The sequence below is a fragment of the Flavihumibacter profundi genome (genome assembly GCF_020076305.1).
Taxonomy (GTDB): Bacteria; Bacteroidota; Bacteroidia; order Chitinophagales; family Chitinophagaceae; genus Flavihumibacter; species Flavihumibacter profundi.
This window is the reverse complement of record NZ_JAIQXE010000002.1, coordinates 1,067,285-1,082,900: the sequence shown is the minus strand read 5'-3', so window position 1 is coordinate 1,082,900 and position 15,616 is coordinate 1,067,285. Positions and strand designations below refer to the sequence as shown.

9 protein-coding genes and 1 pseudogene are annotated in these 15,616 nt (G+C 44.1%); 6 read left to right on the top strand and 4 right to left on the bottom strand.

Going from position 1 to position 15,616, the window contains the following annotated elements; translation table 11 throughout:
• Positions 1-12: 12 nt before the first annotated feature.
• Entirely contained in the window at positions 13-2,862 is a 2,850-nt protein-coding gene (locus LAQ65_RS14460) for a S8 family serine peptidase (protein WP_224117688.1), read from the bottom strand.
• Between the two features lie 142 nt (positions 2,863-3,004).
• On the opposite strand from LAQ65_RS14460, the gene LAQ65_RS14455 reads away from it, so the two are divergent.
• Positions 3,005-3,808 (top strand): M57 family metalloprotease, encoded by an 804-nt coding sequence (locus LAQ65_RS14455; RefSeq protein ID WP_224117687.1) that lies wholly within the window; start codon positions 3,005-3,007, stop codon positions 3,806-3,808.
• A 65-nt stretch (positions 3,809-3,873) separates the two neighbouring features.
• Here LAQ65_RS14455 and LAQ65_RS14450 read toward each other — a convergent pair whose 3' ends face one another.
• Positions 3,874-7,272, bottom strand: a complete 3,399-nt coding sequence (locus tag LAQ65_RS14450) for a HEAT repeat domain-containing protein (RefSeq protein WP_224117686.1) — start codon at positions 7,270-7,272, stop codon at positions 3,874-3,876.
• Positions 7,273-7,415: 143 nt separating this feature from the next.
• On the opposite strand from LAQ65_RS14450, the gene LAQ65_RS14445 reads away from it, so the two are divergent.
• Positions 7,416-8,213, top strand: coding sequence for a polysaccharide deacetylase family protein (locus LAQ65_RS14445; protein WP_224117685.1), 798 nt, complete (start codon positions 7,416-7,418; stop codon positions 8,211-8,213).
• Positions 8,214-8,263: 50 nt separating this feature from the next.
• Positions 8,264-10,789 (top strand): annotated as a pseudogene (locus LAQ65_RS14440) (phosphocholine-specific phospholipase C).
• 11 nt (positions 10,790-10,800) lie between these two features.
• Here LAQ65_RS14440 and LAQ65_RS14435 read toward each other — a convergent pair.
• On the bottom strand, positions 10,801-11,970 hold the full coding sequence (locus tag LAQ65_RS14435) for an FG-GAP repeat domain-containing protein (RefSeq protein ID WP_224117684.1): 1,170 nt from the start codon (positions 11,968-11,970) through the stop codon (positions 10,801-10,803).
• A gap of 152 nt (positions 11,971-12,122) precedes the next feature.
• Positions 12,123-12,278, bottom strand: coding sequence for a lmo0937 family membrane protein (locus LAQ65_RS14430; protein WP_224117683.1), 156 nt, complete (start codon positions 12,276-12,278; stop codon positions 12,123-12,125).
• Between the two features lie 176 nt (positions 12,279-12,454).
• Here LAQ65_RS14430 and LAQ65_RS14425 point away from each other — a divergent pair, with 176 nt between their 5' ends.
• The 3 genes from LAQ65_RS14425 to LAQ65_RS14415 are packed head-to-tail and all read left to right on the top strand — an operon-like array spanning position 12,455 to position 15,569.
• The gene (locus tag LAQ65_RS14425; RefSeq protein ID WP_224117682.1) at positions 12,455-13,141 is read left to right on the top strand and encodes a VIT1/CCC1 transporter family protein; all 687 of its coding nucleotides are present in this window, start codon (positions 12,455-12,457) and stop codon (positions 13,139-13,141) included.
• Positions 13,142-13,171: 30 nt separating this feature from the next.
• Positions 13,172-14,197, top strand: a complete 1,026-nt coding sequence (locus LAQ65_RS14420) for an LLM class flavin-dependent oxidoreductase (protein WP_224117681.1) — start codon at positions 13,172-13,174, stop codon at positions 14,195-14,197.
• Between the two features lie 19 nt (positions 14,198-14,216).
• A complete protein-coding gene (locus LAQ65_RS14415; RefSeq protein ID WP_224117680.1) occupies positions 14,217-15,569 on the top strand; it encodes an aminotransferase class III-fold pyridoxal phosphate-dependent enzyme in 1,353 nt (450 codons plus the stop codon).
• Positions 15,570-15,616: the final 47 nt, after the last annotated feature.

Genomic DNA, 15,616 nt, shown 5'->3' with positions numbered 1-15,616 from the left:
TTGGGAATCAATTTACTGAATGACCAGTTTATTACTGACTGTCCTTATACCGTCCTTAAAAATATTGTAAAAATAAACGCCGGACTGCATCCGGGATACATCTATTTCCTGAATAGTGTTTGTAAGTTCCGTTGTCAAAACCTTCCTGCCCAGCATATCATACAGGACAAACCAGGAATTCTCCGGCTCTTTTGTAAGTATGCGTATTGTGTTTCCCTTTTGAACCGGGTTGGGGAATATAAAATAAGAGTGGTTTTCAAACTGGTAAACAGATTCCGGGGTCGTATAGTAGGTTGTCCCATTCTCCAGTTCAACCAGTGCACGATAGATGTTCAATCCATCCTGCGCAGCTGTAGTAAATACGTTTAATATTGAATTGACCGGGCTCAACTCACCAACTGCTACATAATTGGTATTGTTGCGTTTTTCGAATTGGATCCGTTTAACACCATAAGTCGTGCCGAGTTCCAGTGTCAGCCTGGCCTGGTTTATTTCAGCAGGGTCTGCCAGGAAATTTCGGATATAACATCCTGTTTGCTGTTGGGTATAATTAAACGTATATGCCTTTATTCCTTCAATTCCATTCTTGAGGATGGGTGCAACCGTAAACCATTCATCAGGATTATTTGCCTTGTTTTGGACCACAGCTGTGTCGTTTACTTCAAGGGATGATTCGAGGTATTTTTCATGAAGGCTATAGAGGCGGTAATTGCCGTTAGCTTCCGCCGGCGCTTTCTGCCAATAGATAAGGAAGGAATCGATACAATTGAACCCGGTTTTGATGAATAAATTATCGGACAGGCTAACCGTATCTGATAATACCTGCAGATCAGAGGTTTTCATCCTGAACTGTATGTTGGCAAACAAATCCGGCGCCTGCCATTTAAAATATCCCAAAGGCAGGTTAACGGCATTATTGGCAACCTGCCAGTCCGGGCTTCCATCCAGGCGGTACTCAAGGGTTCCCTGGCCATCAATTACAGAAGACCAGCGTATAGTATTCTTTTTCCCGGGAACAATATTATCGCCTTTTACCGGGTAACTGAATTGAAATGAATTCAGTGTATCATATTCCCAGCAAATCGCATAGTCTTGCTGATTAGTTAACAGGGAATATCCTTTAACGTTTATTGTATATGTCCCGCCAACCGGATAGGCAAGGCTTACTTGTTCAATATTATTAAGGCTATCCCTTTTCCGGACTGGTAATTGCTGCAGGGAATCAAGGTTTGGGAAACTATTCAATACCCATGGCAGCCACTTTTCGCTGCTACTTTGATTAAGTATTTCCAGGTCTAGATCGTTTACAAGGGCTGTGGCAGAATTGGCAATCGCAGCAGGGTCTGTCCAGCTCAATGTAACCTTCAGGTTTCTCGCATTATCAGGTATACTTATGCGGTAGCTGCTTGTTTCTCCTTTGCCGATTGTGGCTAAATTAAAACGATGCTCACCTACGGTTTTTATAGCTTTGAATGCATTAATTGCACCGTAGCCAGAGAAATAATCAATACCAGCCGGACCAACATCAGTTGCTGAGTTGATCATTATTGCTTTTACCAATGATGAGCTGGGTAACTGGTTGTTCAGTTGTTTATAGGTATCTTGTAATAGAATAGCCAGTCCGCTTGCAATAGCAGCTGCGCCAGAACTGCCATCCTCACCGAAAGCAACCAGCTCTGGCTTTACACGGCCATCAAAGGCAGGTCCTTTAGAAATGGGCGGCAGGATACTACCAATTGAATCCATCGCCGCTACAACCAGCACATTCTTTGCCATTTTAAAACTTCCAGTCAGGTTAGCCATGCCCGTTATACCTGCATAATTACCGTTTGCACTGGTTTCATTACCTGAATTTCCGGCTGAGAATACATGCAGCAGGTAGGGCAGATTAGCGGCCTGCAGGTCATAGGCCCTGGCATCTGCTCCATAATAGTTTTCGATGGCAGTACCATAAGAATGATTCTGGACCGAAACGTTTAAAGCAATAAGGCTTTGGGCATCATCAGGCAGCAGGTTGGCAAAATCTGAAGAGCTTATCCGGCTTCCCCAGGCCACCCCTTTCCCGGTATAAAAACTGTTACCGCCACCGGCGACTATTGTGGCCATGGTTGTGGCATGGGTTTGCATTAGGGTTGATGCACCAGGAGAGTAAACATATCTTCCACTGAAATCGATATCTGCCGTGTCCATCCGATTTTCCTTGATAGATACCGTTAAACCATTTCCACTAATTCCTGGCCAATACCGGTGGGCCGTGTTCACCAGGTTGGCGGAAAGATCAAAGCCGGTAAGCTCCCGCTCTGTATGTGCAATACGGCTTGTGGCAATGAATATTATATTGTCATCCGATAATCCGCGTTTGTGGATCCAATCATCTGATGCCTGTACCCGGAAAGTTTTTGCAGAAAGATCCTGCTCTATGATTTTCAATTCACTCCCATGCTTCCCAATAAAATCATTAAAATTATTTACCCCGATGATCAATTTATTACTGCCTGTTTTAATCGGCTCAAGATCAATTCCGGCCAATAATTCAGGTGACAATTTCCATTTATCATTTACAGGAACCAGGGCTATCCCGCTATTCTTATAACTTAACCATTCTGGCAGATCTTTCACATTGATGATGGAAATATGACCAGGTAGCGTTCGGAGTATATTTTCCTTCCGGGAAAGCTTATCTGCATCCACAGCATATGCAAGATGACCAGGGATATAACGGGCCAGGGCTGAAATTGGCCCACCTTTTGCAACAGGGTCCAGCAGGAAAGGTTCCAGCAGCTTGCTTTTTTCGCCGGCAACCTGCGACCAGAGCTGATGAGTAAAAAGGAGACAGCAGATCAAAAAGAGAAAGGGTCGCATAGGTATACTTAACGTTAAATATAGTCAAATGGCTGCTAATCGAGATCGTATGTTTACTATAAAAAGGGAAGGGAATCTACCTTACTTTCAGTCATTATTTTTTAATCTCATAAAAAATATTAAATTTCATAAAATCACACACATGCAAAACAATTTACGTATTTCGGCATTGGCAGCATTGTTGCTTCTCGCTGGCTTTTCCTGTAAAAAGTCTTCCAGCTCAGCTGAGGAAACATTCGCAGTTACACCTGCTGTGATCAATAGTATTAAAGAAATGGGATTCACGACCTCGAATATTGCATCCACTGAAGGCGGATTCATTGTTGAAGGGGATATTTTTATTCCAAACAGCGACCTTAACCGATCCATGAAAGGCAGTATACTTAGGGTTGGTGAGTCTGAGCAGTATAGAACAACAAACCTTGTAACTGGATTACCAAGGGTAATTACTGTTCTTGTTTCTACAAAGTTGCCTGTATCTTATATTAGTGCAACCGATGAAGCAATTTCCCGTTACAATGCGCAAAACCTGCAAGTAAGCTTTCTTCGAGTTACTTCCGGATCGCCAAGTATTACCATTACCCCTGCGCCAAAAAGCGCACAATACCTGGCATCAGCAGGATTCCCAACAGCACAAGGCAACCCATACAACCAGGTATTGGTGTCAACACGCCAGATCGGTTCACAACCCCAGGCTACTGTCGCCTCCATACTGGCGCATGAAATGGGACATTGCATTGGATTCCGTCATACTGATTATATGGACCGCAGTTATAGCTGTGGAGGTGCTGCTTCAAATGAAGGGGCATCAACAGTTGGTGCCATCAATATACCAGGAACACCTACCGGACCTGATGCCAACTCCTGGATGCTGGCTTGTATCGGCAGCGGCATGGACCGCCCATTTAATGCTAATGATAAAACGGCATTGAATTACCTGTATTAATAATTTACTTAATAATAAAAAAGGCCGGAAAATTCCGGCCTTTTTTTATGTCAGCAATCTTATGTTCATTTTGTATCCTTTAAGGTGGCCAGGAAGCTCACCACATCCCGGATCTCTTTTTTGTTTAAAATAAACCGCATTTCCGGCATACTGGATTTTGCATTGATCCTTTTGCCGACCTGGTCTTTGGAGATCGCTAAAGGTGCATCACTCCCCGATTTAACCATTAACTGGGTTTTTGTTTCTTCCTGCAGGATTCCGGATATAGTTTTTCCGTCTTTTGTCGTTACCGTAACCATTCCAAAACCGGGGGAAAGCCTGGCGCTCGGATTAATCAGCGCCTCCAGAAGTTGCGGGCGCGTTAACCTCGAAGCTATTCCATTCAGGCGAGGTCCGGCATTCCCTCCATAATCATCATAAGAATGGCAACGGATACATTGGGCTGCTTCACCACCAAAAAACAGGTCCCGCCCTTTTTCGGGATTACCACCATACAAACTGCCTGCAAATGCTGCAGTGAGTGTGTCGGTTGCTAATGTTTTACTGACTTCTTTTAACTTTGATGCCAGTTCCGCTGAACGCGAACTGTCAATAGCTTCCGATAGTTCTATAAGCACATCCGGAGAAAGTTTTTTCTTTTCCATTTTATCCAATTGCTCTTCAAGGACTTTTTTAGATTGATCCAGGGGCAATTTTCCTAATGTCAATAAAGCAGATTGCTTTTCTTCGGTCGACTTGGTATTGATTACGTTGGCTAACAAACTCACCATCAGATCAGCCGGCACTTTTGATCTTCCCAGCAGGTCAATGCCGGCTACGCGAACAATCTTTTCTTTATCTGAAAGTGCCTGCTTAATCGCCATTCCAATCTGGTCGTATTGCAAATTTGCCAATGCTTCCAGGGCTTCTTTCCTGACTGCAGGCTGGGGATCAGTTTTTAATAAGCCCAGCAGCAGTTTTTCACTGCCGCTGATTTGCAGCTTACTGATTGCCTTAGCAGCTCCCAACCTGATCTGGCCGTCTTTACTGGCCAATAGCTTCATTAAAACCGGACCTGCTTTTGCTTTCACTGGAGCAGCGTCGCGGGTTACCGCCCCCCTTAGCCTTCCGTCCACCCTGTCCAGCACCGAAGGTTTGGCCCAGGTGCTTAAGGTTGAAATGGCTTCAAGGCGCATGTTCACGGGGTTGCCATCTTTCGCTGCATAATCCACTAAGGCCTGCAAGGCGTCTTCCGTTCCAACCCGCATATTGGCATTGATAACCCTCCTGATCAAGGCTTCGTTTGTAAAGTGGGTAGTATTCAATAATCCCCCTAATGCAGGCAAAGCTGCCGGAATGGAATTATCATCATTTATTGCCCTTGCAGTTTCGGTAACTACAAATTCATCAGCATCTGCCAGGAAATTCGCGATACTGGGATGGCTCATCCGCCTTAATGCAACAACTGCTGCAATGCGCACCGCACGTGAAGTATCTTTTGACAAAGCAATGATTGGATCTGCTTTTCCTATACGCGATAAAGCCAGCGATCCGGCATGCCGTAAATAAGCATCTTCATCCCTGTTGGCACGCAACATGTCAATTATTGGCTGTATTGCCGGCTCGTAAGATATCCTCCCAAGGGCTTCAGCAGCAAAGAAACGGGCACGGCTATACGAATCATTCAACAGTGGCAATAGCGACTCACCGGCTGCCTTATAACGAATATCACCTAACCACTTAGCTACCTGGGCCCTGATCTCTGGATCCTGGTCTTTCAGGTAAGGCAACAACACAGTCGCCTGATCCTTTTCTTTTCGCGCCAACTGGCTAATACCCCAAATTCCATGAATCCTTGCCAATTGGTTATTTTTCTGTGCCAGCCATTGTTGCAATACAGGCATGGACTGGGTACCTCTTTTTACCAGTTCAAACTGTGCTTTCAAACGCACACGCATATCCGCATTACCTAACAATTCTCCTAACTGTTCTTTACTATAACCCTTGAAATCAGCTGCCAGCAAATCTTTGGTGAGCTTCCGTTCCGGCATTGCTGCACCTGCCTTATCATCCAGCTTCCATATCCGGCCAAATTTTCCCGTTGCCCAGCCATCAATCCAGTCTGCAGCATAAAGTGCGCCATCCGGACCAAAATCCATGCCCGTAGTCAAAATTCCACTGACAATCTTTTTGGTATCACCTAGTTCAAAAGTCGCACCCTTTGGTTTTAAGGTGAAACTGTGAATGGCTGAGCCAGCGGGACTACCCACAAACTCCGCTACAAAAAAATGGTTCTTGTATTGCGGTCCGAGTGCGGTACCCGGATTGTATACAAATCCCGCCGGCCCACTTACATAATTGGAGATGCATGGTGTAATGTAAGCTGCCTGTCCCTCGTAACGGGGCAGGTACATCTTTTCATCCATCCAAACTTTATAGGTATTATTATCAGGATCATTGTATTTACCATATTGCCAATTCGATCTCCAGCCAGCATCGGAACCATTGGTTATATAAACCAGCCTTTCTTTTTCCCCGGCATGGTCGCCGTCATTGTCTTCGCTGATCAGGTTCCCAAACTCATCAAATGCAAATTCATGTGTATTGCGCAATCCCGCGGCAAATACTTCAAAATCACTACCATCCGGATTAGACCGGGCGATGACCCCACTGTTGGGATATTCCCATTTTTGTCCATCTGCCGATTTGCCGTTAAAACCGATATCCCCGATTTGCCAATATATTTTTCCATCAGGGCCCATTTCAACGCCCGACATGCCATGACCGCTAAAGCCAATATGCACGCCGTAGCCATGGGAAAGGGAAGTTTTTTCATCGGCAATACCATCACCATTTTTATCTTTCATACGCCACAGGTCAGGCGCTACAGCTACATACAGGTCATCACCGTCAGATAATACCCCACCGGCCACATCGGTCACCTCATCATGAAAATCATCCACTACCCGCTGGGATTTATCAGCAACGCCGTCACCATTCAGATCTTCCAGCCTGAATACATTTTCCTTTTCAACAGTTAGATCGCGCCAGTCGCGTGAGCTGTCGCCATTCACATCTTTCAGCCATTTATTGCGGTAACTATTTTCAGGTGATAATTCCGTGTGCAGGAAATTACGCCTGTCTTCCACCGTTTGCAGGCTGATGGACCGGATCTCCCAGTCGCGGTGCGCACGGATATCAAACTCGGAATTCACCTGCCGGTTGGTTTTGGTATAGTACAAACGGCCCTGGTCATCAATATCAATGGCAATGGGCGAAATAACCAATGAATCAACACCCCAGAGTTTAATAGTTAACCCATCTGCCAGCTGGGGTTTCAGCACGCTGCCAATGGAATCTGACATTCGCACGGCTACTGCAGGCTCCAACTGTTTGATGGAAGAAATGTCAGTAACGGCCTGCTGTTTGCAGGATACAATAAGGAAAGTAAAAACTACACTACTAAATACAAAACCTTTTTTCATATCTGGCAATTAAAGAGCATTTGAAAAAACGGATAAGATACCCAATTTACATGTTTCTGCAAAACAGTATTCCCTAAATATAGCTGGAATTACCCGTTAATCGTATCCAGCTCAAATGGTAATTTTACCGACAACACTGGCATATGCAAAGAGCCTTTTTTAAAAAAACACTGCCACTAATAGTAACCTCATTATTGGTAGTGGTATATTCCTCTTTTATAATAACTAACAATTCAGCTAAACCTGAAGGCAGGACAAAAATCTTCCCGCTCAGGTATATTTATTTGACTTTTGATGACGGCCCTTTAAAAGGTAGCGAAAACATTGATAGTGTAATCCTTGCAGAACGCTTGAAGATAAATGTGTTCCTGGTTGGTGAGCATGCAGAAAAAAGCAGGCAACTGGATAGTTATTACAAATTATATGAACAAAACCCATTTGTGGAAGCCTGCAACCATAGCTACTCCCATGCAAATGGCAAATACACCCTTTTTTACAGCAACCCGAAAAATGTACTGGCCGATATCCAGAAGAATGAACAACTACTGAAACTGCGGTATAAAATTGTCCGCTTGCCCGGAAGGAATATGTGGCGAATTGGCAATAGAAAGAAAGATGATGAAGTAAGTGGTTCTGCAGCTGCTGATTTACTGGCAGAGAATGGCTATTCTTTATATGGATGGGATATCGAATGGCAACACAATGCTACAGATGGCAGGCCTTTACAAACTGTTGAACAGATGCTGAAAGAAATTGAATCCCGCCTGGAAACCGGCAACACCTTTACCAAAGACCATATAGTGGTATTACTGCATGATGAAATGTTCCAGAAGAAATGGGAAGAAAGCGAATTGAAACAATTGCTTGACAAACTCCGGCTGCATGAAAATTATGTATTCGAACATATCCGCTTTTACCCAAGGAACTTTTTTTTTCAATAAATAATAGGTTAATTAGTAATTTTTCGCCTTTGTATTATTATAAAATCATCATGGATAACAGGAGAGAATTTCTTAAACGGGCTTCATTACTGGCAGGTGGTACAGGTATGCTGAATATACTTCCCATGCCGATCCAAAAGGCACTAGCCATCAACCCCACACCAGGCAGTACTTACCTGGATGCAGAACATATTGTAATATTAATGCAGGAGAACCGCTCATTCGATCATACCTATGGCACATTACAGGGTGTACGCGGGTTCAATGATCCCAGGGCAATAACCTTGCCCAACAAAAACCCAGTATGGCTGCAAACCAATCAAAAAGGGGAAACTTATCCTCCGTTTCACCTGGATATAAAAGATACAAAAGCCACCTGGATGAGTTCTCTTCCCCACTCCTGGAGCAACCAGGTTGATGCCTGGAACCATGGCCGGTACGACAAATGGCTCGATGCAAAGCATTCCGGCCACAAAGAGTAGAGCGAAATGCCATTAACCATGGGATATTATACCCGGCAGGATATTCCATTTTATTATGCACTTGCTGATGCCTTTACGGTTTGCGACCAGAATTTTTGTTCAGCTTTCACTGGCACCACGCCAAACAGGGTTTATTTCTGGTCCGGAACTATCCGTGAGAAACAGCTAGCAGCCGCACATGCAAAGGTTTGGAATGGCGATATCGATTACGATAACTGGGCCAACTGGACAACCTTCCCCGAAAGGCTTGAAAAAAACGGTGTCTCCTGGAAAGTTTACCAAAATGAACTTAGTGTAGGCGTAGGCCTGGAAGGGGAGGAAGATTCATGGCTGGCAAATTTTACGGATAACCCGCTGGAGTTTTTTGCACAATATAATGTGAAACTTACCCCGGGATATATTGCCAACCTGCCCAAATATGCAGCTTTAGCCAAGACCGAAATACAAAAAATGGAACTGGCTTTACCAACTTTAACGGGCAAGGAGGCGGAAGACCTCAGTAATAAAATAGCAGAATATAAAAAGTACCTGGTTAAGAATGCCAATGAGCAAAAAATATATACTGCTGAAAAATTCAACCAGTTAAGTGAATTTGATAAAAACATTCACAACAAAGCTTTTACGACTAATAAAAATGATCCGCATTACCATGAACTGACTTCCCTGAAATACAAGGATGGAAATATCGAAAGGGAAGTACTTGTACCCAAAGGTGATGTTCTGCACCAGTTTCGTGATGATGTTAAAAAAGGGGAGTTGCCGACTGTATCATGGATTGTTGCTCCCGAGAATTTCTCTGATCATCCTGGTGCAGCATGGTATGGCGCCTGGTATATCAGTGAAGTGATGGATATCCTTACACATAATCCGGAGGTATGGAAAAAAACAATTTTCATTCTCGCCTATGATGAAAATGACGGATACTTTGACCATATCCCACCCTTCACAGTGCCAAACCCAACTATGGAAGGAACAGGGTTAACATCTAAAGGCATTGATGCTGGTGTGGAATATGTAACTAAAGCACAACAATCTTCAGATGCCCGCTCCGTTAGGGAAAGCCCTATTGGCCTGGGCTTCCGGGTGCCACTTGTAATTGCCTCTCCATGGAGCCGGGGTGGATATGTTAACTCACAGGTATTTGACCATACATCCACTTTGCAATTCCTTGAAAATTTCCTGAACAATAAATACGGGAAGAAAATAGAAGAAAAAAATATCAGCCAGTGGCGCCGTACGGTCTGCGGGGACCTTACCTCAAATTTCCGGCCATACAATGGTGAAGAGATTTCCACGCCCGCCCCGCTTAAAAGGGATGAAGTTGTAGAAGATATCCACAAAGCCAAATTTAAAGAGCTGCCTTCTAATTTTAAAAACCTTACTGCCGCAGAAATAGAACAAATAAAAAAGGATCCGTCGGCTGTTGATTTTATGCCACGCCAGGAAAAAGGGACTCGTGCGGCCTGCGCTTTACCTTACGACTTATATGTTGATGGCCATCTTAGCCCAGACAAAAAATCTTTTGAAATACAATTCAGGTCGGGCAACAAGGTCTTTGGCCAGCAATCCCTGGGTTCGCCTTTTAATGTTTACACTCCCGGTAATTATAAAAACAAGACGCTTGAAACATGGTCGTATACTGTAATTGCAGGCGATGCATTAAAAGATTATTGGTCAATCGCCAATTTTGAAAACAATGTATACCACCTCTGTGTCTATGGGCCGAATGGATTTTTCCGGGAATTTAAAGGCAGTAGCAATAACCCCGATGTGGATATCCTGTGCGACTATGAACATGCAAAACTGAACCCAAAAAGGCTCACCGGGAATATCGCTTTGCACCTCAAAAACAAAAGCGGCAGGCAACAAGTGTTAGAAATTATTGATAACGCTTACAAAAACCCGGTTGTTACCAAAAACCTGGCGGTTACCGGTTCAGACTCTGCAATTATTTTAAACCTCGACAAAAGCCATAACTGGTATGATTTTTCCATAAAAATAAATGGCCATGATTTGTTTGAGGCAAGGTATGCGGGACATATAGAAACCGGGGAAATCAGCAAAACTGATCCTGCTATGGGCAAGGCAATATAATTATATACCGCTTAAAACTTATTAACCCCCTCATTATAAAAAATACACAGGCCATCTTTTCCGGCAACAATCCAATCAGGACGCCCATCGGCATTAAGGTCAGTCACTGTAAAAAAATTACCGGTGCCTTTGGCAAACCCTAAGGCACCGTAATTAATAACCTGCTTACTAAATGCTTCCCCGTTCCATTGGTAATAATACAGGCCATAATCGTCATAAGCACCGGGATCATGGTCATTGTGTGCCCTGAAGCGTTTCCCGGTTAATAATTCGGGGATATTATCGCCGGTGATATCTGCCCAGGCCATAGTATGGAATTGTGCGTTATTAGGATCAATGTCATGTTTAATCCATTTCCCTCCTTGACCTTGTTCATACCAATACAAGCCGTAGCCGTGACCATTTCCAACGATCAGGTCATTATGGCCATCTTTATTAAGGTCCACAACCAGTATGGGTATACTGGCTTTATCGAAATGGAATTCGGGATGCCATTTCCAGGGTTCAGCCAGGGGCTTCTTAGGCGCTTCAAGCCAACCATCAGCTAATACAAAATCTGAGCGGCCATCATTGTTCACGTCACCAAAACCAAGTCCATGGCCCTGAGTATCGAACAGCTTATGCTCAGCAAAACTGCCCTTACCTTTTCCTTTTGCATCAAGGTCCAAACGATAAAACCTGAATGTCTTTTCCAGGTTATTCGGTACAATTTCCACAATACCATCACCATCAACATCCCAGGCACGGGCAGTTTCAAGGTTACCAATTTGAGCTATAATATGCTCTGGCCAGTTTTCATCATATTTACCAGTATTTTCATACCAGTAGATTGTTCCTCCGAACCAACCGCCGGAAATATAATCCATCCTGCCATCGCCGTTCACATCTAATGGAATGGTAAAAAAATCATCAAAATACTCGCCGGTCCGCTTTACATCCCTCGTAGGAAAGCGTTTGATATATTCCGGGCCTTTATACCAAAACCCACCTGAAACCAAATCTTGTTGTCCGTCACCATCAACGTCGAAAACACCTACCGACTCATATGTTTCTGTGGATACCTTTTGCATCCTGAAATGGACAGGTGGCTGTATTGTATTAACCTGGGCTTGCTGCGAAAAACACATTTCTATTGTAGACTGGAAAAAAAAGGACAGTATTATATACTTGCAGTTTAACATTTTTGGCCTTATAATTTGAACAGCAATCTACTGTATTTACTAAAGCCACAATTGCGCCATTACACAAAAAATTATACCACAGCGCAACGACTTTCCCTTTGTGCCGGACAGACGAGCATATCCACATATCCCCCTTCCCTTAGGAACAAATTTCAAATGGCCTTATTCCCCTGAATAACCCTAAGAATGATGGCGATTAATGCAATTACCAGCAAAATATGTATGATGCCACCAACATGAAATGCAAAGAACCCGATTAGCCATCCTATTATAAGGATCACAGCTATGATATAAAGTAGTCTTCCCATTCTATTAATTTTATTATTTTAAGTTAAAAAATAGTAAATAGGATATTCCTGACCCTTGTCTTACATTCATATGATAAAAATCAGTAAGCCAATAATCTGTCAATAGTTATACCTAACATTTTAAAGTTTAGTATTACATTCTCATTATTAGGTTGATAAGTCAAATTTTTGGAAATATGGCACATGTAGAAAATCACTTAAAGAGTTCAGAATTTATTACTGATATCGTTATTGGCATGAGTGATGGATTAACCGTTCCATTTGCACTCGCTGCCGGTTTAAGCGGTGCTGTAAGCAGCAATAAAATTGTTATAACCGCTGGTATTGCCGAAATAGTTGCCGGATGTATCGCTATGGGTCTTGGTGGATACCTTGCTGGCAGGACTGAGCTGGAACATTACCAAAGCGAATTAAAGCGGGAATATGACGAAGTGGAAAGAGTCCCGGAAAGGGAAATGCAGGAAGTAAAAGATGTATTTGCTGATTATGGGATAAGTACTGAAGGGCAAAACCTTATAGCCCTTGAGTTGGCAAAAGATAAAACCAAATGGGTCAACTTCATGATGAAATTTGAATTGGGCCTGGAGGAACCTAATGCCAACAGGGCCAGGAATTCAGCGCTAACAATAGGTGTAGCTTACTTTATTGGTGGATTATTGCCTTTGTCTGCCTATTTTTTTACCCCTTCTCCTAAAGAAGGTTTAATTGTATCGGCAATTATCACGACCATTTGTTTATTTGTTTTCGGGTATTTCAAAAGCAAGGTTACAGGACAGCCACCACTTAATGGTGCATTAAAAGTTACGCTAATAGGCTTAATCGCAGCTGCTGCCGCTTTTGGAATCGCAAAGCTGGTAAGTTGATTCCTTTATTTATTATTATATGAAATGCACATGGAAATAGGGATTGATAGTTTCGCAGCCGCTACAACCGGCACCGGCAAAAGCACTTCCAATGATTCTATGGATGCGTTGGCAGAATTACTGGAAAGAATAGAACAGGCAGACAAAGCCGGACTGGATTTTTTTGGCATCGGTGAACACCACCGCAAAGAATTCCTGGATTCCGCACCGGCCATCATTCTCGCAGCTGCGGCTGCACGTACAAAACATATTCGCCTAACCAGCGCCGTTACAGTTTTAAGTGCAGCTGATCCGGTACGGGTATTTCAAAATTTTGCTACCCTCGATCTGATTTCCCGTGGCCGTGCTGAAATGGTGGTTGGCCGCGGTTCATTTACGGAAGCCTTCCCCCTCTTTGGTTTGAACCTGCAGGATTACGATGAACTTTTTTCCGAAAAGCTGGATCTCCTGCTGAATATCCGCGACAACGAGGTTGTCAATTGGTCGGGAAAATTCCGGCCCTCACTGCGTAACCAGGCTATCTACCCAAGGCCATTACAAAACCCCTTTCCCATTTGGCTTGGCGTTGGCGGCACACCTGAATCATTTATACGGGCCGGCTTCCTGGGGCTGCCGCTGATGGTGGCCATAATTGGTGGGGAAACCCATCGCTTCCGGCCACTTGTAGATTTATACAGAAAGGCAGGGGCAAAAGCTGGCCATGCCCCGGAAAAATTGAAAGTTGGCCTGCACTCATTGGGTTATGTGGCAGAGACCACAGAAGAAGCTATTAATGATTATTACCCGGGATATGCCGAAACCTTTACCCGTATTGGCAAAGAGCGTGGCTGGCCGCCTGTTACAAGGGCTCAGTTCAATGCACAGATTGGGCCAACAGGTGCATTGCTGATTGGCAGCCCGGAAGAAGTTGCCGCCAAAATCTTACGGCACAGCGAATCGCTTGGAGGCATTTCCAGGGTCAGCTTCCAAATGGATAACGCCGGATTATCGCATGCCAGACTTCAACAGGCCATTGCGTTGATTGGTTCCAGGGTGGCAGCTGCCATACGGCACTAATTTTCGTTAAATTAGAGGTATGAGTACCATTAATATTCCCTCCGCAACCGAAGAAATTGTATCGAATAGCCTGGATTACACCCTGTTTTCCTGGAGCAAACAATCGGGACTTTCACCTATTGCCGTGAAATATGCCAAAGGGGTATACCTGTATGATTACGATGACAGGAAGTACATTGACTTTTCCTCCGGGTTAATGAATGTAAATATCGGGCATGGCGATCGGCGTATAACCGATGCTGTTATAAAGCAGATGCAGGAAGTGAGTTATGTTACCCCATCCTGCATTACAAAAGTGCGCGGTGAATTGGGAAAAAAACTCGCGGAAATTTGTCCGGGCAACCTCAACAAAGCTTTTTTTACCTTATGTGGCGCCACCTCAATTGAAAATGGGATCAAGCTTGCAAGGCACTATACCGGCAGGCACAAAATTTTGACCCGTTACCAGTCCTACCATGGTTCCTCCTATGGGGCAATATCTGCGGGCGGCGATCCCAGGAAACATGCGGTGGACAGCCAGCAGGCTCCCAATTTTATTCATTTTGACCTACCCAATAGGTACCGCTGGGAATATGGTGAAGAAAACCTGCTGAAAGAATCCATCGCCAGCCTGGAAAGGATGATCGCCTATGAGGGAGAGTCAAACATCGCTGCTATTTTGCTGGAAGGGGAATCAGGCACATCGGGATGTTTACAATACCCAGATGGCTTTATGAAAGCGGTTAGGGCTATCTGTAATAAGTACGGTATTCTGCTGATTATCGATGAAGTGATGAGCGGGTTCGGAAGAACCGGGAAATGGTTCGGCTTCGAGCACCATGGCATTATACCAGATATGATCGCTATGGCCAAGGGATTAACCTGCGGATACCTGCCTTTCGGCTGCCTGATGGTTAGCGATACCATTGCCGAAAAATACAATGATACAATGTTGCCATTGGGACTCACCTATTCTGCACATCCGGTGTCCTGTGCGGCAGCCCTGGAAACGCTGAATATATATGAGACTGACGCACTGATTGAAAATGCTGCCAGGATGGGCAGGTTTATGGATGAACAGGTGGCACAATTGAAACTTAAACACCCAAGCATCGGCGATTGGCGAAACAAGGGCTTACTGGGCTGCATTGAATTGGTGAAGGACAGGTATACCAGGGAACCACTGGCACCTTTCAACGCGAAACCTCATGAAATGGCTGTCATGAATAAAGTGGCCGCCCGGATCAGGCAACTGGGCATGTACACTTTTGTGCGCTGGAATTTTATCTTCATCGCCCCACCATTAACTGTCACTAAGGAAGAAATCCTGGAAGGATTGGCCATTATTTCAAAATCTATTGAAATAGCCGATGAGTCAATAGCCACTTCATAATATTTATATTGAAATATAAACGATATATTTCAATGGAATTAAGCCAG